This window comes from Nocardia citri (genome assembly GCF_054065835.1).
On the sequence record NZ_JBSUQM010000001.1, the window covers coordinates 745,626 to 764,163 of the forward strand.

Here is an 18,538-nt window from a genome sequence, read left to right on the forward strand (position 1 = left end):
ATGCGGTATGAGGTGGTGGAAGGCAGTGGGATTGGCGGGTGCGGCTGGTGTGGTCGCGACTGGTGTGGTGGTGGTGCGCGCTGAGCGTCGTCGCCGTGCCTACACTCCGGACCAGGTCCGCGAACAACTGCACAGGCGATTCGCTCAGGCGGCCTCGTTCGAAATGGCCACCGAAACCGCCGCGCCAATACCTCGGGGCACTGTCGGCATCCGCAGGCGCATCCGCCGTTTGTTTCAGCACTGACCACAGTCGGGAGCGGGCGCAGGTACCTGACGGCAAGAGGCGGGTGAGATCCGTTGCCGGCCAATGCGATCTTTCCCACGGGGGCGCGGCCATGGCGTTAAACGAGCGGTCGCACGCGAGAGCCATCAAGCTCAGCATGTCTTGTGTTAGCTGTTTGCATGCTGTCGTCGCAGTAAACAATAATACGGTCAGTGAAATTTCGCTGATTTGTGGGAACGGGCGGCAGAATATGGCCCATGCAGACATTTGCCCGATTGTTGCAGTCCGTCATTGTGGGGACGCTGGTCGTGACGGCCGGTCATGGCGTCACGATCAGCCCCGCTTCGGGCGATACCCATATTCAGTTGCCCTGGCTGGCTCCTGAGCCGGACGGAGTGCAGGCGTCGGGAGCCGCGCTGGCGGACGGAATCACCGGTACGGTGCTGTGGTCGCGACAGCCGAATACCCCGGTTCCGATAGCCAGCATCGCGAAGGTGATGACTGCACTTGTCGTGATCAACGCTGGTGACCTCGATCGGACAATTACCGTGCCGCAAGAAGTCATCGCCTACGGCAGCGAGTATGGCGGAAGCAACGCAGGCCTGGTCCCCGGCGAGGTGCTCACCGCGCGGCAACTCCTTTACGCGATGATGCTGCCCTCGGGCTGCGATGCCGCATATACCCTCGCCGAGGCCTACGGTCCCGGCCAAGACGGCTTCATCGCCAAAATGAACGACACCGCGCGCCAAATGGGTCTGGCGGGAACATATTTCACCGATCCCAGCGGGCTGCCCGCCCCCACCGACTACTCCACCTACTCCACACCGACGGACCTCGTTGCGCTCGGCCTGCGCGCGATGAGCCTGCCGGTGTTCCGCGACATTGCCAGATCGCAGAGCTATCACCTGCCCGCCGGTCCGGGCAACCGCGAGCATCTCTGGCAGACCACGAACAGGCTGCTGCGCGATTATCCCGGCACTATCGGCATCAAAACCGGATCCACCGACGCGGCGGGAACGTGCCTGTTGTTCGAGTCGGTCCGGGCGGGAATACCGCTGATCGGTGTGGTCCTGCACAGCTCACCCGACAGCGGCGTCGCCGCGAAGGACGACGCCGAGCGCATATTGAACTGGGCCTACGACCCGATCCTCAGCGCGCTGCCGATCGGGTAGCACCGGCGCGTCGCTGACGGCGGTGTTGACCGGGAGTCGATGGCTACCCTGTACCGAGCGTTACGACCTGGACGGATGGGTAGCGGGCCGCGAGCTTGCGATCGAGTGTCGCCTGGCGTATTCGCTGGATTTCCTGGGCGATCGCCATCTTCAATGGCGCTGGTGAGATCGGCGTCGCCGGCTGCGACACGATCTCGACTACACCGATGACTTTCGGGTGAATCTGTCGTCTATACCTCTGGCGATACCGACAGGCAGGAGTCCAGCCATGACGAGAGCGTTTCGATGGGGCATGACCTCGGTGCGGGCGAACGGTGTGGATCTCGGCATCGAGAGCTTCGGCCGCGAGGACGATCCGCTGATCCTGCTGGTCGGCGGTACAACGATGTTGTCGTGGCCCGCCGCGCTGTGCGAGCGGCTCGCGTCGGGCGGGCGGCGCGTGGTCCGCTACGACTTGCGTGACTCCGGCGCGTCGACGACCCTCGACCCGGAGAATCCGGCCTACGACCTGCGGGATCTCGTCGCCGACGTGGCCGCGCTGGTCGGGGTGCTCGGTGCCGGGACCGCCCATCTCGGTGGGGTCGGCGTCGGTGGGATGGTCGCTCAGGTCGCCGCGCTGGACCACCCGCACGTGTTCTCCGCACTGACCCTCGTCGGCACTCGGCCGGTGGCGCCGGGCCCGGTCGACGAGGACCTGCCGGACCACGACCTCGAGGTCATGGGCGCGCTGTTCTCCCGCCCGCTGCCGGACTGGACCGACCGGGACGCTGTCGTGGCGTTCGCCGCCTCGGGGGCCGAGCCGATGGGCAACGATCCGGCGGACGCGCGGGCGACGGCGGCCCGAATCTGGGACCGGACGCCGTCGAGCGATCCTGCGGTGCACCAGGCGAACCAGCTCGGGATGGTGTTCGCCCGGATCGACTGCGCCCCGCGCTGGCGGGGCCGGCTCGGTGAGCTCGAGGTGCCCACGCTCGTGGTGCACGGTCGCGTCGACCCGTTCTTCCCGGTCGGCAACGGCGAGATCCTCGCCGCCGAAATCCCAGGGGCGCGACTGCTCGTCCTCGACGACATGGGTACCGCTCTGCGCCACACCGCGGCCGACCAGGTCGCTGTCGCCATGCTCGCCCTGTAACCGCCGGCCGAGAGGCATCCTGAGCGCGGAACGCGAGTCGCAGGCAGGACGCTATTAAGGATGGGCCCGTTCTGACCGGCGATTCTTCTGGTGAGCGCTGACAGTTGAAGTGGGATCGAGTTTCGAGCTGCCACCAGGGCCTCTGCCGCCCGCCCGATGTGGGGATTGTGGTCTATCGGCGACGGCCGTGTGTAGGGCCGAGAATGTTATGGTGCGGGTACCATAACCATATGGGCTTGAAGAAGACGACGGTCATGGTCGACGAGGCCGACCTCGAGTTGGTCAAGATGGCCGCGGCCCGCGAAGGGCGGCCGGAGTCCGAGTATTTTCGTGAAGCTTTTCATCTGGCCGCGATACGCACTCGCCGATGGGACGAGGCATGGGATATCCCCGTTCTCGATTACGGGCATGCGGTGACGGCGGACGAGATCGATAACGCTGTGCGAGGAGCGATCACCGAAGCCGATGCTGGATGATCGTGATCGGCGACACCTCAGGTCTGGTCGCCGCTTTCAACTCCGCAGATCCCGAGCACGCCGCCGCGCGCGCAGCACTGCAGCAGGCGGCGCTTACCATCGTTTCTCCACTCGTCTTGCTCGAAGTCGAACACATCACCACCCGAAATCTCAATCGTCAAGCCGCTTATGCGGTTAATGATTGGTTGTTGGCACAAGAGCACACCGGACGCATCGAAGTGCCCACGATCTCGGCAGACTTGTTGCGGGTCGCGCGCAAGGTACAGAACAGATACATCGCCATGCGCCTGGACCTCACCGACGCCACCAATGTTTCATTAGCCGAGCGATACGAAACTGTGGAGGTGTTGACACTCGACCGACGTGATTTCCGCGCACTTACCCCGCTCACTGGTCATGCCGCGTTCCGCCTACTGCCCGACGATCTCTAGCCGATCTGTCGGTGCCCGCTGCGCTCCCTGGTGAGTATCGGCGGGCTGAGGCAGGTCGCCCAAGCTCCCCAGTTCTGGGGGCCGATCACGAATAGGACCGCTATGGGTAAGCCGGTGTATGTCTGTTCGCGGGTTGTCAGCTGGGTCGGCCCGATTGCGCTGTGCGTCGGGCCGACCCAGGGCTATGGCGGATGAGGAGCTGTTCCTCGTCGCCTACATGCTGCTACCCGTCGGAGGCAGGCCCGGGGCGGGCTGGGAGCCACCATCGCGGTCCCAGCCACCGTCGCGGTCCCAGCCACCGTCGCCGCGGCGGCGCCAGTCGCCGGGGCCGCGGTCGCGGCAGAAATCGTCACGGTCCCACCGATCGCAATGGTGGTGCCAGTCGTCATCAACGAACTGCACGTGCGAGCCGGGAGCCGCCGGCTCGGCCAAAGCAGGTCCCGCCACAGTGGCGACCGGGACGGCTACCGCAGCGGCGGCGACCGCAAGCCGAGCCAGGACACGACGGCGGCGGACTGATTGAACGGACATGAGTCTCCCTTCGGAGCGTGAATACGCGGTTTGCGCAGAGCCGGCCGGTTCCGGGGCGGCTCGATCGTTCAGTACAGTCGCCGTGTCTGTGAATGACCTGGGCTGCCGCTGTCAAATACCTGCGTCGGTCGTCACGGCAAGCTCACTGCGGGCTCACAGGTTGCTCTGGAGTCCGGCGGGCTGAATAGCCTTCGTGACCACAACCCTTATGGACACCGAATCGGTGATACCGCCGCAGCCTGCGGCCTCCCATCCGGTCGGCGGATTCGGCGGCAGAGTCGCCGAACGTGCCGGTCTGGCCGTGCTGCTGATCGCGACGGCGGTGATGTACCTGTGGAACATCACCATCAATGGCATGGGCAACCAGTTCTATGCCGGCGCCGCCTGGGCCGGTTCGAAGAATTGGGAGGCCCTGCTGTTCGGCTCCCTGGATCCGGCCAACTTCATCACCGTCGACAAGCCGCCGGTGTCGCAGTGGGTGATGGGGCTGTCCGGCCGCGTCTTCGGTTTCTCGAGTGCCAGCATGCTGGTCCCGCAGGCTGTCATGGCCGTGGCCGCAGTGGCGTTGCTGTACGGTGCGGTGCGGCGGGTGGCGGGCAGTCACTACACGGCCCTGCTGGCCGGCGCCGCCCTGGCGCTGACGCCGGTGGCGGCCTTGATGTTCCGGTTCAACAACCCGGACGCGGTCATGGTCTTGCTCATGATGGCGGCCGCCTATGCGACGGTGCGGGCCATCGAACGCGCCTCGACGAGGTGGATTCTGCTGGCCGGTGCGGCGCTGGGCTTCGCGTTCCTCGCGAAGATGCTCGAGGGTCTGATGGTGCTGCCGGCACTGGGTCTGGCCTACTTGGTCGCCGCGCCCAATCCGATCCGCAACAGGATTGTGCAGCTGTTCGGCGCGCTGCTCGCGCTGCTGGTGTCCAGCGGCTGGTATGTGCTGGTCACCCTGCTGTGGCCGACGTCGAGCCACCCGTATCTGGCCGGCTCGACGGACAACAACTTCATGAATCTGGTGTTGGGTTACAACGGCTTTGCGCGGGTGCTCGGCCGCAACCACGGGGGTGGCCCGGGTGGACCGGCGAACGGTCCGAGTACCGGGGCGAATGCGGCGGCCGGTGCCGCGCAGCTGCCCTCCGGAGCCCCGCAGGTGCCTGCGGGCGGACGCGGCGGATTCGGTGGTTTCGGCGGGCAGGTGCGCGGGGTGGAACGCCTGTTTACCGGTGAATTCGGATTCGAGATCGGCTGGTTGCTGCCCGCCGCGCTGGTGGCGCTGGTGCTGGTGCTGGTCTCACGTGGCCGTGCGCCACGCACCGATGTGATGCGGGCGGCCGCGATCGTATTCGGCGGCTGGATCGTCATCGACGGCGGTGTGCTCAGCTACATGAACGGCATGGTGCACCCGTACTACTGCCTGTCGATCGCACCGGGCGTGGCCGGGATGTTCGCGATCGGGATCCATGAGATGTGGACCAAACGGCACACGACGTTCGGCCGCCTCGGTCTGGCCGCGCTGGTGGCGGTCACCGGAGTGTGGAGTTTCGTGCTGCTGCATCGCAACAGCGGCTGGTATCCCGAGCTGCGCTGGGCGATCGTGGCGGTGACGATCGTGGCGGCGGTGCTGATCGGGCTGCCGTGGGCGCACCGGACCAACCGGCTGGCGGCCGCGGTGCTGACGGTCGGCCTGATCGGCAGCATGTCGGGTGCGGCGGCCTACTCCTTCGCCACCATCGGCACCGCGCACTCGGGTGGCGGCCCGACCGTGGGGCCGGCGCAGGCGTCGGGCCGCGGCGGCGCAGGCTTCGGGCAGAGTCAGTCCAATCCGCAGTTGGCGGCATTGCTGCAGGCGACGAACTCGACGTGGGCGGCGGCGATCAACGGCTCGTCTGCTGCGGCCGGGCTGGAGTTGCAGAGCGACAAGGCGGTCATGGCCATCGGGGGCTTCTCGGGCAGTGATCCGACACCGACGCTGGCGCAGTTCCAGACCGACGTGAAGGACGGCGAGATCACCTACTACATCGTCCAGAACGACGGTCGTGACCAGGGCGCAAACAACGGCGAGACCAGCGATCGGGACCCCGGCGTCGACAACGGCCGTAATGCCGGGGCGGCACCTGCCGTCGGCGGTGGGCAGTCGCACCGGCAACAGGGCGGTGCGGAGCCCGCCCAAACCCCAGGTGGCCCAGGCGGTTTCGGTCGTAACCAGCACACCGACATCACCAACTGGGTGACGGCCACCTTCACCGCCCAGCAGGTCGGCAACGCGACGGCGTACAACCTGACCGGATATCACGGATAGCCGTGCGAAAACAGAAAAGCCCGGCGCGCAACAGATGTCGTTGCGCGTCGGGCCTTTGTCGTTGTCCCGTCGACTATCCCGTAGCCGCGTCGAACCGGCATTCAGCCGAGGGTGAAGGGCTGGCCCCACAGGGTTTGTGTCACATCCATGACGTTGGGTGGTGTACGACCGTGCTTCGGCATATCCGGCGCAGCTATCGATAGCGATCGTGTGGTTGGTTCACCGGAGTGGGGCAGTCCCGGTGACAACCGTCGAACAGTTCACGGCGGTGTCGCCACCCGCCGTATCAGCACGAGGTGCCGAAACTCGAGGACGGGCATCGGCGCGACGCCGAGTATTGATTCGGCTGCGGCGCCACAGCCTGGCGATCAGCGCCGCGGCCGGGTACGCGGCCAGGCCGAGGGCCATGGCGGTGAGATGCCCGTAATCGGTGAAGGTCTGACCGCGCCAGGCGGCGATGCCGAGGATCACGGCCAGTGTCGCGGCCCAAGCGAATCGCAGGAGTCCGCGGAAGCGGTAGGCGAAGATCGCGGCCACCGCCATGAACCCGTAGCTGTAGCCCACATCGGCGGCGTGGGTGATGCCCCGTGTGGTCAAAAGATGGTGGTCGACCGCGTAGGCGATTCCGGTCGCGACGATCAGAGTGGCGCCGATGTGTCCGAGCGCAAAGGTCGCGATCCAGCGCAGGGTCCCCAGCCAGCGCTCGGCCGCCACCATCAGGACCAGGAATTCGATGATGGCCAGGGTCGGGTTGCTGCCCGGATCCATCCAGAACGCGGAAGCCCCAAGCACTTGCAGCGGTTCGGTCCGCAGGTTGTGCAGGTTGGTCGACGCGCTGAGGATGAGGCGGTGGCTGACTCTTTGGTCGGCGCCTCGCAGGGTCCACCAGGTGACCAGGATGGTGAACAGATACACCAGCGTGGCCGGGGCGGCGGCGAAGTAGCTGCGAATCAGGCGCAAGGTGACTCTCATCGGGTCGGGGCGTGGGTGAACACCCACCGGAAGGCGACGAATCGGCTGACAGTATCCACCGAGTGTGCCACGATCAGCACGGCCAGAATCGTCCGACCAGTCCGGAGCGTTGCAACGGGTATCCCGCTCGAGCCACGTCCACACATGCTGCTGAGCGCGTGAACGGTGGCGGTTGACCCGAATACCCTTCGACTGGCACCGGTCACCACGGCGAGGGCGTCGGCGAGCCCCGGATCCTCGACTCGCCCGGTGCCAGATGGTGTCGGTAACAAGGACTTTGGGCACTGCCTGGGCGGTGCTGTCGAGTGCGACGGTTGTCGGTGTTCGCATTGACGCGACACAGCCGGAGAATCCCAATGAGTGTCACAGCCGAAACCATGCGGCCCCGGGTCGGCCGGACAGCCTGGTGATGGTGCGGGCGCGTTGCGGCAATTTGATCGCCGGTAACGACGACACCATTTCGTGACGGTTACAGGCTTTCACCCCAGCCGAGTTCACGATGCTCGAACAAATGGAGGAGCGATCATGAAATCAACCGCCGCGGTGGTGTACAGCTTCCACGAGCCGCTGCGCATCGAACAGATCGATGTGCCCGATCCGGGTACCAACGAGGTCATCGTCCGGGTGGAGACCTCCGGGCTGTGTCACACCGATATCCATGCCTCGCACGGCGACTGGCCCATCAAACCGGCTCCGCCGTTCGTGCCGGGCCACGAGGCCATCGGGATCGTCGAACGCCTGGGCCCGGAGGTCACCGCCGTGCGCGAAGGCGACCGGGTGGCCGTCCCGTGGCTCGGATTCGCCTGCGGCGCTTGCGAATACTGCGCCTCGGGTCGGGAAACGCTGTGCCCCGACCAGAAGAACACCGGTTACGGCGTCAACGGCGGCTGGAGCCAGTACATGAAGGCCAACGCGTCCTTCGTCGGTCACGTTCCCGACGGTATCGACCTGCTCGACGCCGCCGCGCTGACCTGCGCCGGGGTCACGACTTACAAGGCACTAAAGGTATCCGGCGCCCGGCCGTCGGATCTGGTGGCGGTCTTCGGCATCGGCGGACTTGGCCATCTGGCACTGCAATACGCGCGCATCGCTGGAGCATCGGTGGTCGCGGTGGACATCATCGACAGCAAGCTCGAGCTGGCGCGCAGTCTCGGCGCGCAATACTGCTTCAACGCATCGACCAGCGATCCGGCCGCGGAGATCCAGGCGCTAGGCGGGGCGGATGTCGCGATCGCGCTCGCGGTCTCACCCCGATCCTTCGAACAGGCCTACCGCAGCCTCAAACGCGGCGGAACACTGGTCTTCGTCGCGCTGCCGGCCGACAACAACGTCTCGGTACCGATCTTCGAGACCGTGCTGGGCGGAATCACCATCACCGGCTCGATCGTCGGCACCCGCGTCGACCTGGCCGAAACATTCCAGCTGCACGCCGAGGGCCGCACCACCGTTATCCGAGAGCCCCGCACGCTCGACACGGTCAATGAGTCCATCAAGGCGGTCGAAACCGGACAGGTCGACGCCCGCCTGGTGTTCGACCTGCGGGACTGACGGACATGGCGATGACAACCCAGCCCGCAAACCCCACGGTCGAGGCCACCGCGACCTCGACGTGGGAGTGCTGAACGAGACCGGACCAGTCAACTCGACGACACTTTGCGTACCGATCCGCCGCGCGCCTGACTTCTCAGCCTGTTGTCCGCTCCGGCGCTGTCGGGAGCGATAGCCTCGAGCTATGGGTCGCATATACGGATTCCTGGCCGGAGTCGCGGCGGTATCGATGGTCGCTGGGAGCGTTTTCGCGGGGGGTGCGCAGGCCGCACCCGCCGGGCAGCTGTCGTGTGAGGTGTCGTCCGGGCGGGAGCCGGAACGGGCGGCGCCGGAACAGGTTGGACTAGATTCGGGACTGCTCGCGGACGCCGTGACGTTCGCCAGTGGGCGTAATCGGTTGAATGTGCAGGTGTTCCGGCACAACTGCCTGATCGGTGAGGGTCCGACGAACGATCAGACCGGCAATGTCGCCTGGAATATCTGGAGTGCGACGAAGAGCGTCATCTCCCTGCTTGCCGGAATAGCCTGGGATCAGGGGAAACTCGATATAGCAGCGCCGATCGATCGGTATCTGCCACCCGGACTCGGTGATGCGCAGCATCGGTCGATCACCGTGGAGAATCTGCTGACCGAATCGTCCGGCCTGGCTGCGGGCATCCTTACCGAGGGTGTTACCGGGGTGATTCCGATCGATCCGAATAGTGCCGTGCAGGCACTCGGGGTGCCATTGGATAATCCGCCGGGCGCGGCATTCAGCTACAGCGAGCGCGATGTCGATCTGCTCGCCTATGTCATCGAATTGGCCATCGGCGAGCCATTGCAGCAGTTCGCGCAGCGTGAGCTTTTCGATCCGCTCGGCATCGAACGCGGCGATTATTACTGGGCGCGCGATCGCGCCGGGCACACCTACGGATACGCCCATCTGCTGATCCCGCCGAACGATTTCGCCAAGCTCGGTCTGTTGGTGAGCAATAACGGGCGGTGGGGCGCGCAGCGACTCCTCTCCGAGACCTATCTGCGCATGGCACGCCAGCCGTCACCAGCGAACAGGTGCTTTGGCTACCTGTTCTGGATCGGCCTCGGATGCGAAGAGTCCCACGACTTCCAGCCCGCCGACATATATTTCATGGTCGGACTCGGCATGCAGAACGTCTTCATCGTGCCGAGTCTGGATTTGACGGTGGTGTGGACCGGAGTCTTCGGAAGTGTCAGCAACCAGGGCATTGAGGGAGCCCTGCAGGACACCACGGAGCTGCCGCACGAATTCTTCCGCCGATTATTCGCGGCATTCCAGGACCATCCGGTGCCCGATCCCGGTCCGTATGTCGAACCGCCGCTGGGCGCGGATCCGAGCCGGTTCGTGGATACGAATCTGCTGCTCGCGGTCTTCGGCGTCGGGCCCGCGGCATATCCGGGCTGCAATGTCTTCAGCTGCCTGAACTACCCGCTGGCACCGCCGTTCGCGGATACCCCGCCGGGCTGCGTCATTCAAGCCTGCCTCGGTCCGGACCCGCGCACGCCCGGCATCCGCTGAATCACCTGACACGCAAAACATGGGCAACTGAAAAACGCCTGGTCATCGTCGGTGTCTACCCGATCTGATCGCCGCAATCGGTGTTAGCGTACTAGTCCGGGGTTTGCTGTTGATCTGAAAGCAATCGGCTTTGCTGGTAGATCAGGTCTCCGCGGGTGCGCAGGGTTTCTTCGTGCTCCGAGCCGAGCACGCGGGTTCGTGCATCGAGCAGTCGCTGGTAGTCGGCGGCGGCGCCTTCGTGGTCGCCCGCGTCTGCTCGGCAGCTGGCCAGAGCATTGAGCACTCGGAGTGTGTCGGGGCTGTCGGCGCCGAGCACGTGTGTACGCGAGTCGTACAACTGCTGATAGTCAGCGGTCGCGGTGGCGAGGTCGCCTGTCATCGCACGGCTGGTGGCAAGGTTGTACAACGCAGTCAGCGTATCCGGGTGGTCGGCTCCGTAAAGGCGTACCCGTGCCGCGTGCAGTTGCCCATAGTCGTCGGCTGCGCGCGCGTAATCGCGGCAGTCGAAACGGAACTCGGCGAGCCGACGCAGGGTGGTCAGGGTGTCGGGATGATCGGAGCCCAGCACGCGAGTCTGGTCGGCAATCAGTTTCTCGTACTCCGAGACGATGCTCATCCGTCCACTGTACGGTCGAAAAGACTATGTGCTCAGCGGGTTTCAGCCGATCCCTCGCCGCGCGGAACCCATGGGGCGCATCGTGTACCTGCCGAACTCACCCTCGGACTCGGAAACAGGGGGACCACAACCAGGTGCCGATCGCGCAGTGTCCGTTGTCCTACGGGCCGCCGACAAATCCGGGCGGTGGACGAGCTGGTGGCCTACTGCGGTAGTATGCATTTCGTTGGGTAACAGCCAACATTCGGAGGTTCTCCGGAGCAGGTCGAGCGCGACTATCTGATTTCCCATCTGCTGGCGGCAGTCAGCCGAGGGTTCGGTGACCGGTTGCACTTCATCGGCGGAACTGCTCTTGCCCGTACGCATCTGGTGAGTGGCAGGCTCAGTGAAGACATCGATCCGGTGTCTGACCGCAGCATGAGGCGGCTCGCCGGATCTGCGCCAGCCAGCAACTTGGTCGGTTGGTCCCGGCGACGCTGCGTAGCCGTTGCTGACGTCGACGGCGTCGTTACGTGAGTAGTCACCGACACCGCCGGAGTTTGCGGTACCGGGCGCGGCGACCCACTCGCCCCGCGCCGAGCCCGTCCGAAAAGTCGTCGTCGCGAAATCGGACGAGAACGCAGGCACAAGATGAACAGTCGTGCGCATGTAGCTCTCCCCTCAGACGTAACCGAATTTGCCTTGATGGGCGCCCTGTTCGAATAAGTTGACGACGAATCGTCGGGCCGGTGGTCGTCAAAGAAGTCACGGTTGTTCGTCACGGTTGTCGTCGAACGCCCGAAAATGGGCAGGACTGACCCTCTACGGCATCCTCCGCGAAATCGAACGCGCCCTAGCCATCTGGATCGGCACCTGCCCACTCTGCCACCACACCTTCCCGACCTAACAAAGTCCTACTAGTGCTGTGACCCGGAAGGTTCATGGGTGCGACCGAGCTAGTTGGCCACTTCGGCGCTCAGTGCGGGAATGCCATCTGTTCAGTCGAGGATCGCGGTGGCCTCGATCTCGACCAGGTGGTCGGGGACGTCCAATGCCGCAACGCCTATCAGCGTAGTCGGCGGGGCCGGCGTGATCCCCAGCTTCGCGGCGGCCCTGGAGATCCCTTCCAGGAGCGGCGGCATCTTGTCGGGGGTCCAGTCGACGACGTAGATGGTCAGCTTTGCCACGTTGTCGAAGGAGCCACCGACTTCTGTCAAGGCTGTGCCGACGTTGACATAGCTCTGCTCGACCTGGGCGGCAAGGTCGCCTTCGCCGATCGTGATGGCATCGGCGTCCCATGCGACCTGCCCGGCGATGAAGACCAGCCTCGACCCGGATGCGATCGACACCTGTCGGTAGACATCGATCGTGGGCAATCCGCTGGGGTTCACAAAGGCGATGGCCATGCTGCTTGTCTCCTCGTCCTGAGCGTCTGCGGGTTCGGGTCCGCCCCGACCAGGACACTCTTGGTCTCTTGTGGTTACTCAGAAACTGTAGGAGAGTGGTCGCTGACGTGGAAGAACGCACTTTTCAGTGACTGGAGAACCTTATGGTGACCAAGCAGCTCAGAGGCTCGCCCGAGGACACAGACCTGGCGCGTGCGGGCTCTTTGGCACGGGAGATCTTCTCGGAAGTCGCCAACAAGTGGGCCTTCCTGATCGTGGAGGGTCTCGGTGACCGCACCTTGCGCTTCAGCGAGCTGCGGAACGAGATCGAGGGGATCAGCCACAAGATGCTTACCCAGAACCTGCGCATGCTGGAACGCAACGGCCTGGTCGAGCGCACCGCGCACCCCACCATCCCGCCGCGGGTCGAATACGCCCTCACTGAGCCGGGCCAGGCTCTGCGAGCGACGGTCGACGGGATGTGCGGCTGGACCCGCCGGTACTTCAGTCAGATTGAGGCTGCCCGTCGTCGCTTCGACGCCTGACTTCTGCGGCCAACCAGTGTGCTCAGTCAGACCCGGTGGTCTGGTCATCCTTGGCGAGGGGCGTCCGCCCGCAAAACCCGTGTGGCCCCGGCAGAGCCGGGGCCACACGGTAAAGCTAAGACGTAGGCCAGCTGGGTAAAGTGATTCCGCTGGCGAAGCGGACCTCCGCGATATGCAACCAGTGCATGGCGCCGACCCCACACCCTGGCCGCACGGACAGCCCCGGTGTCGGTGACCGGGTGCCCCGTCGGAAACGAACACAGCATGTTGTTCTCGTTCCATGTTCGATGTGCCCTATGGAAGCTGAGGAGTGACCGCATTTGAGCTGGGGTCTTCCGGTTCGGGTTGTCGGGGACCGCGGCGAAACCTGTTTGAGCTGCGGAAACAGTATCGCAGGTTGGTGCCCTCGGCAGGATTCGAACCTGCGACACCCGCTTTAGGAGAGCGGTGCTCTATCCCCTGAGCTACGAGGGCTGAACTGGTGGTGCTGGGGCACCGGTTGGGACCACGGGGAGTCTACCGGGTTGGGGGCGGGTGGGCCGCATCGGTTTGATTGGGGGGCGTCGTCGAGAGGGGATCGGGTGAGGGTGGACCTGAGCCGATTACTGTCTGAGACTTTTGCTAGGGTGTGGTTTGTTTTGTCTGTGCGGTAGGGCGTGTGATGGTGCCAGGCGTTCGGCTTCGGGGAGGTCGGCTGTGTGGTCGCCGCTGATTCGGAGTTGGCGCTCGTTGGGCGTCGGCCCTAGGTGTGAGGTCGGCTTCTATTGTTCGGATCGTGAAAATTCGCTTCCTGCCTAGGTTTTCGCGGGCATCTCGGCATGGGTTCTGATGCGGAAGTTCTCGGCGGGGTATTCGGGTGACGTCATGATCGAGCCTCGGGTGCTTCAATTCTCGATGGAGGCATCGTTGCCATCGCCACGGCTACGGGGTCAAAATTGTCTCAGACAATAAGGGAGTGGCTACGCTCAGGGCTGGCGATTCTTATCTGTCAGCGGCCGGTTGGGCGGTCAGAACCCGCCGTCGAATCCGCCTCCATCGAATCCGCCGCCGTCGAATCCGCCGCCCGCGTCGTAACCGCCTTGATCACCGGCGTCGTAACCACCCTGATCATTGGAATACCCGCCCTGATCGCCGGAGTCGTACCCCTGATCCGCACCCGAGGCGGCGAGCGCGTCCTGATATCCCTCGCCGTAACCGCTTTCGAACCCCTGCACGTCATACCCGACACCGGCCATCCCGGAGAACAGCGATGAGAACAGCAGGGCCGAGCCCAAACCCCAAGCGCCGCCGAACAATGCGGGGCGCCACCAGGGTTCGGAGTACCAGCCCGCGGGAACCGGGCGTCCGGCGACGCGACCGCCCGGGTAGTAGTTCGGGGTCTCGGCGGAGGGGTTCGGTGATGCCGCGACCTCTCGGCCCTCGTATTCGATGACCCGTTTCTCGGTGACCTTGCCCGCGGTGTCCTGACCGTCCAAAGCCGGGACGACCGGGCCGGGATCCATGCCCATCGCGGAGCGTGCGGCTCGGATGTAGTACATGCCCTCGACGGCGGTCTGCTTCGCCAACCGCGCCTGGGCCGGTGTGCGCGCCTGCTCGATTTGTGAACCTGCCGCGATATGCCGCTCGGAGGCGTCGGCGAGTGCTTGCTTGGCCGCCTCGTTACTGCCGCTCAGGTTGTAGACCTGACCCGCGAGCCGCTCGATCATCTGCCTGGCATCGGCTGCCGCGTCGTCGAACTCGCGTACGGCGCGCTGTTTGGCCTGCTGGGTCTGGTAAATGACGTAGGCCGCCGCGAGCAGGATCACGACGCCGATCAGTACCCACAGCATTTCGTGCGCCCCTTTCATCTTCGATCCAGGTCACCCCCGAGTTTACTGGGGGCTGAGAGTCGGCTGAGCATCGCGGCGGGCGGTGAACCGCCGTATCTATTGTCCGGTGAGTCTATTGTCCGGCGATGCCAGCTGCGGGCCGCGCCGTGGCAGGGATCGGCTGTGTCCAATTGGACACAGCCGACCCGGAAAGCGCCGCGCACGGGTAAAAGGCGCATCGGCAATCAGCGGTAATTCACTTCAGCTGTGCGAAAATTGGGCCCGCACAGCTCTGCACTCCTCACCTTCGGAGGACTGTCCATGAAGAATTCTGTTGCGCCACTGGAACTACCCGAACCGTTGGTCATAACGCTCGGAAATCTCAAGGGCGGCGTCGGCAAGACGACATCGGCGTTTTTCTTGGCCTCATACTTCGCCCAGGTCCACGAATTGCGTGTGCTCGTCATCGACGCCGACCCGCTCAGTCAGACCGGATATTCCTGGTATCGGCGGCTGCTCAGGGGTGCGATCGAGGTGCCGTTCAAGCTGATCGCCTTTCCGTCGCGGCACGTCGACGACTGCATTACCGACAACGCTGGGAAATTCAACGTGATCATCGTCGATGCCGGCGGTGAGTCGGCCGAGATATTCAAGGCCGCCATACCGCAGAGCGATGAGCTGATTCTGCTGACCAGTGTCAGTCCATCGGAGGTAAAGCGGGTGCCGAGTACCTATAAGGCCGCCGAGGAGGCAGCGGCGGGCAGCGGCCGCGAGATCCGGGTACGGGTCCTGATGACCAAGGTGCCGGTGACGATGAAGAACGGCGTGAACGTGTCGACCGAATATCGCACGCAGCGCGGAAATCTGGAGGATGCGGGATATGACGTATTCGAATCCTATTTGAGCGCATGGAAGTGGTATCGGGAGGCGGCCGACGGGGAGGTCGGTGAGGGCGCCGAGAATCCGATCGTGGATCTAGGCGAGTATCGGCAGGTCGGTGAGGAGTTGGTCAGTCCGTACCGGGTCGCCGTGGAGGTGTCCGCCTGATGCCTCCGCAGCGTAGGAAGGGGTCGATCGGTAGGAGTTCGACCGGCGGCGCGAATCCGTTGGCCGATGGTGCCGAGCACACGCCGCCGGTATCCCCACTGCGGGACGCCGAGTGGCGAACGGTCCCGCTGAGCGCGGCGCCGCTGGAGGTGCTCGCATCGCCAACCGGGGTGAGTGCGCCGACGACCGGCGTGAATGTGCCGACGACCGGCGTGAATGTATTGACGATGCCGCTGCCCGTGCCGAAAGAAACCGCGGCGGACGGTCCGCTCGACGATCGCGAACAGGCCCAGTTGACGGCTTGCGAATCCTCGATCGACGGCCTGCGGGTTGCCTTCTGGGCGGCTGGACGGGCGCTGCAAATAGTGCGCGACGGTCGCCTCTACCGAGAGCGGCACGCGAGTTTCGACGAGTATGTGGAGCAGCGCTGGGAGATGCAGCGGTCGTACGCGCACAAACTGATTCGGGCCTGGCCACTCGCCGCCAAATTGCATCCGGTCGCGCCCGCCATCAATGAGGGGCAGGTCCGCGAACTGCTGCCGGTGGCGGCCCAGCACGGCGAAGACGCGGCGATCACCGTGTACACCACGATCGCCGGTGCCGGCGATGTGAAGGTCACCGCGGGCAAGCTGCGCGAGGCCGTCGCACTGCTGCCCGAGCGGTTCGACAAGGCCGAGGTGGTCGCATTGCTGCAGGCGTGGCTGCGCGGGGAGTTGCGGGACGAATCGAATGTGCGGGCCGTCGATCTGTTCGCCGCGGTGGAATCGCGGTTCGTCGCGCTGACGCGACGAATTGTCAAGGGCTCGAACAATGATCCGGTGGCGGCGCGCGAATTCGCCGCGAAACTGCGCATACTCGCCGAACAGATCGAGGAACAGATCATCGCCTGAGCCATTCGGAGTCGAAATGCCCCGTCGTCGAAGCGGTTCCGCAGCGGGGCATTTTCATTATAGTTACGCTTTTGTTATCGCCAATGTGCGTGTCATGTCGCATAATTCGATCGGATTGAGCGAAATATGGCGATCGGATCCGCTGGACTACAGATCACCGTGATGGTTTTCGAATTCATTCGAGGTCTTGGTGAAGTCCTACGCGACAATGCAAGTGCGACGTCGCGCGACCTGCCAGGGCCTTCGATACGAGCATCGGAGGACCGGATCATGGCATCAACTACGGAGGGTCGATATTCTCGTTTCCTGCGACGTGCGCTCCCATGGGCCGTCGGCGCGGGACTCATCGCAGGCGCGGCAATCGCCGCGACACTGCTCGCAGGAGGTCAGGCGTCAGCGCAGCCGCTGACCATTCCGGGTGTCGGGACAATCGAAGTCCCGAACCAGTTTTCGATTCCCGGCATCGAGGTTCCGGCAGATGGGCGAGCATCGGAAACCGCGCCCGCTGAAGTTCTGGGGAAGGAACTTTCGGCACCGCCCGCGGTTCCAGACTCGGAACTTGCTGTGCCTCTGAAGATTCCGGGTAATGAACTTTCGATAACGCCGACGGTTCCGGGGGTGCCGTTCTCGGCACCCCTCGCGATTTTGAACCTCGAGCGTTCAGCTCTTCCATTGATTTCCGCTGTCGAAGTTGCTCATTCGAACGCCCCACCGGTCGCGGTGCGGAGCAAAGAGCTTTCGGCGCCGTTGACTGTTTCGGGTCCGGGGCTTGCGGTGGCGCTGCGGGCTCTGGGAATCGAACGTTCGGCGCTCCCGCTGATTCCTGCCGTTGAGAACTCTGTTGCTCTTTCGGGTGGCGCGCCGGTTGCGGTGTGGGGTAAGGAGCTTTCGGCGCCGTTGACTGTTTCGGATCCCGCGCTCGATGTGTCGCTGCGGGCTTTGGGGGTCGAGCGTTCGACGCTCCCGCTGATTCCCGCGGTAGCGGATCCCGTCGCAATTTCGGACCGAGCACCTGTCGAGGTCCGCGGCAGGGAACTTTCGATTCCGCTCGCGATTCCGGGTGGGCAAATCTCGATACCCCTCGGCGTGCTCGGGATGGAGCGGTCGACTCCGCGCGCCATACCCGATGTGGAAAGGTCCGCGCTGCAAGCGATTCCTGGTGGGGAGCGCTCGGTGCCCTTCGCGGTTCCGTGGGGCGTAGGTTCGGCTCCCGACGCCTGGCGGTCGGTGCCCGCCGGTGCCGAACCCGCGCCACCCGCGACGATTCCGGGAACGGTGCCCGCCGGTGTCGAACCCATAACACCCGCGACGATTCCGGGAACCGGGATCACTGTCCCCTCGGACATTTTCCGCAACGAACTCGGGTTCCTCGCAGCCGTGCTCGGTATAAAGCCGCCCGCCGCACCGCACGCGCCCGCGGTGTCGCCGGAACGTACGCACGGCGCGATCGCTGTGGACGCGGCGCGCGGCAAGGTCGGCACCGAATACAGCATGGGTGCGACGGGGCCGGATGCCTTCGACTGCTCCGGGCTCGTGCAGTGGTCCTACAAGCAGGCGGGGGTGAAGGTGCCGCGCACCAGCTATGAGCAGCTGTCCTCGGGTACTCCGGTCTCGCAGGACGAGTTGGAGCCGGGTGACGTGGTGTCCTTCTACGACGGCAGCCACTCCGCCCTCTACGCCGGTGACGGCAAGGTCATTCACGCCTCCACTTACGGGACCGGCGTCATCATGTCGCCGATGTCCTCGATGCCCTTCGCGGGCGCGCGCCGGTACTGACGCCGTAACCGGGCAGGCCTGGAATGGTCCGTCGCATTCAGATCTTCGTCGGCAGGTCGGCCTGACATGGACGAGTCACTTCACACTGGCTGAATCGTATGAGTTGTTCGAACTGCGGTGGACCGGTCCGTCGGTGACCTGCAGGGGGCGTCGCCGTCGGGCCGGTCTGCGGGGGCC

The 18,538-nt window shown here is 64.7% G+C and carries 18 protein-coding genes and 1 tRNA gene; 13 read left to right on the forward strand and 6 right to left on the reverse strand.

Annotated features, from left to right (window positions below; translation table 11 throughout):
• Positions 1 to 7: 7 nt before the first annotated feature.
• The 5 genes from ACW2Q0_RS03520 to ACW2Q0_RS03540 all read left to right on the forward strand — a co-directional run bounded on the left by ACW2Q0_RS03520 (position 8) and on the right by ACW2Q0_RS03540 (position 3,434).
• Positions 8 to 244 (forward strand): hypothetical protein, encoded by a 237-nt coding sequence (locus ACW2Q0_RS03520; protein WP_457185954.1) that lies wholly within the window; start codon positions 8 to 10, stop codon positions 242 to 244.
• A gap of 236 nt (positions 245 to 480) precedes the next feature.
• Positions 481 to 1,395, forward strand: coding sequence for a D-alanyl-D-alanine carboxypeptidase family protein (locus ACW2Q0_RS03525; RefSeq protein ID WP_457185956.1), 915 nt, complete (start codon positions 481 to 483; stop codon positions 1,393 to 1,395).
• 292 nt (positions 1,396 to 1,687) lie between these two features.
• Positions 1,688 to 2,527 (forward strand): alpha/beta fold hydrolase, encoded by an 840-nt coding sequence (locus ACW2Q0_RS03530; protein WP_457186126.1) that lies wholly within the window; start codon positions 1,688 to 1,690, stop codon positions 2,525 to 2,527.
• A gap of 230 nt (positions 2,528 to 2,757) precedes the next feature.
• Positions 2,758 to 3,003 carry a CopG family transcriptional regulator gene (locus ACW2Q0_RS03535; RefSeq protein ID WP_457185958.1) on the forward strand — a complete coding sequence of 82 codons (246 nt, stop codon included), beginning with the start codon at positions 2,758 to 2,760 and terminating at the stop codon, positions 3,001 to 3,003.
• Entirely contained in the window at positions 3,000 to 3,434 is a 435-nt protein-coding gene (locus ACW2Q0_RS03540) for a PIN domain-containing protein (protein WP_457185960.1), read from the forward strand. Before ACW2Q0_RS03535 ends, ACW2Q0_RS03540 begins: the two co-directional genes overlap by 4 nt.
• A 213-nt stretch (positions 3,435 to 3,647) precedes the next feature.
• Here ACW2Q0_RS03540 and ACW2Q0_RS03545 read toward each other — a convergent pair whose 3' ends face one another.
• Positions 3,648 to 3,965 carry a hypothetical protein gene (locus ACW2Q0_RS03545; RefSeq protein WP_457185962.1) on the reverse strand — a complete coding sequence of 106 codons (318 nt, stop codon included), beginning with the start codon at positions 3,963 to 3,965 and terminating at the stop codon, positions 3,648 to 3,650.
• Positions 3,966 to 4,173: 208 nt separating this feature from the next.
• Between ACW2Q0_RS03545 and ACW2Q0_RS03550 the strand changes: the two genes are divergently transcribed.
• On the forward strand, positions 4,174 to 6,261 hold the full coding sequence (locus ACW2Q0_RS03550; protein ID WP_457186128.1) for an ArnT family glycosyltransferase: 2,088 nt from the start codon (positions 4,174 to 4,176) through the stop codon (positions 6,259 to 6,261).
• A gap of 219 nt (positions 6,262 to 6,480) precedes the next feature.
• On the opposite strand, the gene ACW2Q0_RS03555 is transcribed toward ACW2Q0_RS03550, so the two are convergent.
• Positions 6,481 to 7,233 (reverse strand): rhomboid-like protein, encoded by a 753-nt coding sequence (locus ACW2Q0_RS03555; protein WP_457185964.1) that lies wholly within the window; start codon positions 7,231 to 7,233, stop codon positions 6,481 to 6,483.
• Between the two features lie 525 nt (positions 7,234 to 7,758).
• On the opposite strand from ACW2Q0_RS03555, the gene ACW2Q0_RS03560 reads away from it, so the two are divergent.
• Together ACW2Q0_RS03560 and ACW2Q0_RS03565 are read left to right on the forward strand one after the other, a co-directional pair.
• Entirely contained in the window at positions 7,759 to 8,781 is a 1,023-nt protein-coding gene (locus tag ACW2Q0_RS03560; protein ID WP_457185966.1) for a zinc-dependent alcohol dehydrogenase, read from the forward strand.
• A 184-nt stretch (positions 8,782 to 8,965) separates the two neighbouring features.
• On the forward strand, positions 8,966 to 10,315 hold the full coding sequence (locus ACW2Q0_RS03565; protein ID WP_457185968.1) for a serine hydrolase domain-containing protein: 1,350 nt from the start codon (positions 8,966 to 8,968) through the stop codon (positions 10,313 to 10,315).
• A gap of 91 nt (positions 10,316 to 10,406) precedes the next feature.
• On the opposite strand, the gene ACW2Q0_RS03570 is transcribed toward ACW2Q0_RS03565, so the two are convergent.
• The gene (locus ACW2Q0_RS03570; RefSeq protein ID WP_457185970.1) at positions 10,407 to 10,931 is read right to left on the reverse strand and encodes a tetratricopeptide repeat protein; all 525 of its coding nucleotides are present in this window, start codon (positions 10,929 to 10,931) and stop codon (positions 10,407 to 10,409) included.
• A 294-nt stretch (positions 10,932 to 11,225) separates the two neighbouring features.
• On the opposite strand from ACW2Q0_RS03570, the gene ACW2Q0_RS03575 reads away from it, so the two are divergent.
• Positions 11,226 to 11,447, forward strand: a complete 222-nt coding sequence (locus ACW2Q0_RS03575; RefSeq protein WP_457186130.1) for a nucleotidyl transferase AbiEii/AbiGii toxin family protein — start codon at positions 11,226 to 11,228, stop codon at positions 11,445 to 11,447.
• A 461-nt stretch (positions 11,448 to 11,908) separates the two neighbouring features.
• On the opposite strand, the gene ACW2Q0_RS03580 is transcribed toward ACW2Q0_RS03575, so the two are convergent.
• On the reverse strand, positions 11,909 to 12,316 hold the full coding sequence (locus ACW2Q0_RS03580; RefSeq protein ID WP_457185972.1) for a RidA family protein: 408 nt from the start codon (positions 12,314 to 12,316) through the stop codon (positions 11,909 to 11,911).
• Positions 12,317 to 12,459: 143 nt separating this feature from the next.
• Between ACW2Q0_RS03580 and ACW2Q0_RS03585 the strand changes: the two genes are divergently transcribed.
• On the forward strand, positions 12,460 to 12,840 hold the full coding sequence (locus tag ACW2Q0_RS03585; RefSeq protein WP_457185974.1) for a winged helix-turn-helix transcriptional regulator: 381 nt from the start codon (positions 12,460 to 12,462) through the stop codon (positions 12,838 to 12,840).
• A 398-nt stretch (positions 12,841 to 13,238) separates the two neighbouring features.
• On the opposite strand, the gene ACW2Q0_RS03590 is transcribed toward ACW2Q0_RS03585, so the two are convergent.
• Both ACW2Q0_RS03590 and ACW2Q0_RS03595 read right to left on the reverse strand, forming a co-directional pair.
• Positions 13,239 to 13,314, reverse strand: a tRNA-Arg gene (locus tag ACW2Q0_RS03590).
• A 533-nt stretch (positions 13,315 to 13,847) separates the two neighbouring features.
• Complete coding sequence (locus ACW2Q0_RS03595; protein WP_457185976.1) at positions 13,848 to 14,687, reverse strand: DUF1542 domain-containing protein; 840 nt, start codon at positions 14,685 to 14,687, stop codon at positions 13,848 to 13,850.
• 282 nt (positions 14,688 to 14,969) lie between these two features.
• On the opposite strand from ACW2Q0_RS03595, the gene ACW2Q0_RS03600 reads away from it, so the two are divergent.
• From ACW2Q0_RS03600 to ACW2Q0_RS03610, 3 genes are all read left to right on the forward strand, one after another.
• Positions 14,970 to 15,695 (forward strand): ParA family protein, encoded by a 726-nt coding sequence (locus ACW2Q0_RS03600; protein ID WP_457185978.1) that lies wholly within the window; start codon positions 14,970 to 14,972, stop codon positions 15,693 to 15,695.
• Complete coding sequence (locus tag ACW2Q0_RS03605) at positions 15,695 to 16,585, forward strand: hypothetical protein (RefSeq protein ID WP_457185980.1); 891 nt, start codon at positions 15,695 to 15,697, stop codon at positions 16,583 to 16,585. Before ACW2Q0_RS03600 ends, ACW2Q0_RS03605 begins: the two co-directional genes overlap by 1 nt.
• Before the next feature lie 720 nt (positions 16,586 to 17,305).
• Positions 17,306 to 18,361, forward strand: a complete 1,056-nt coding sequence (locus ACW2Q0_RS03610) for a C40 family peptidase (protein ID WP_457185981.1) — start codon at positions 17,306 to 17,308, stop codon at positions 18,359 to 18,361.
• Positions 18,362 to 18,538: the final 177 nt, after the last annotated feature.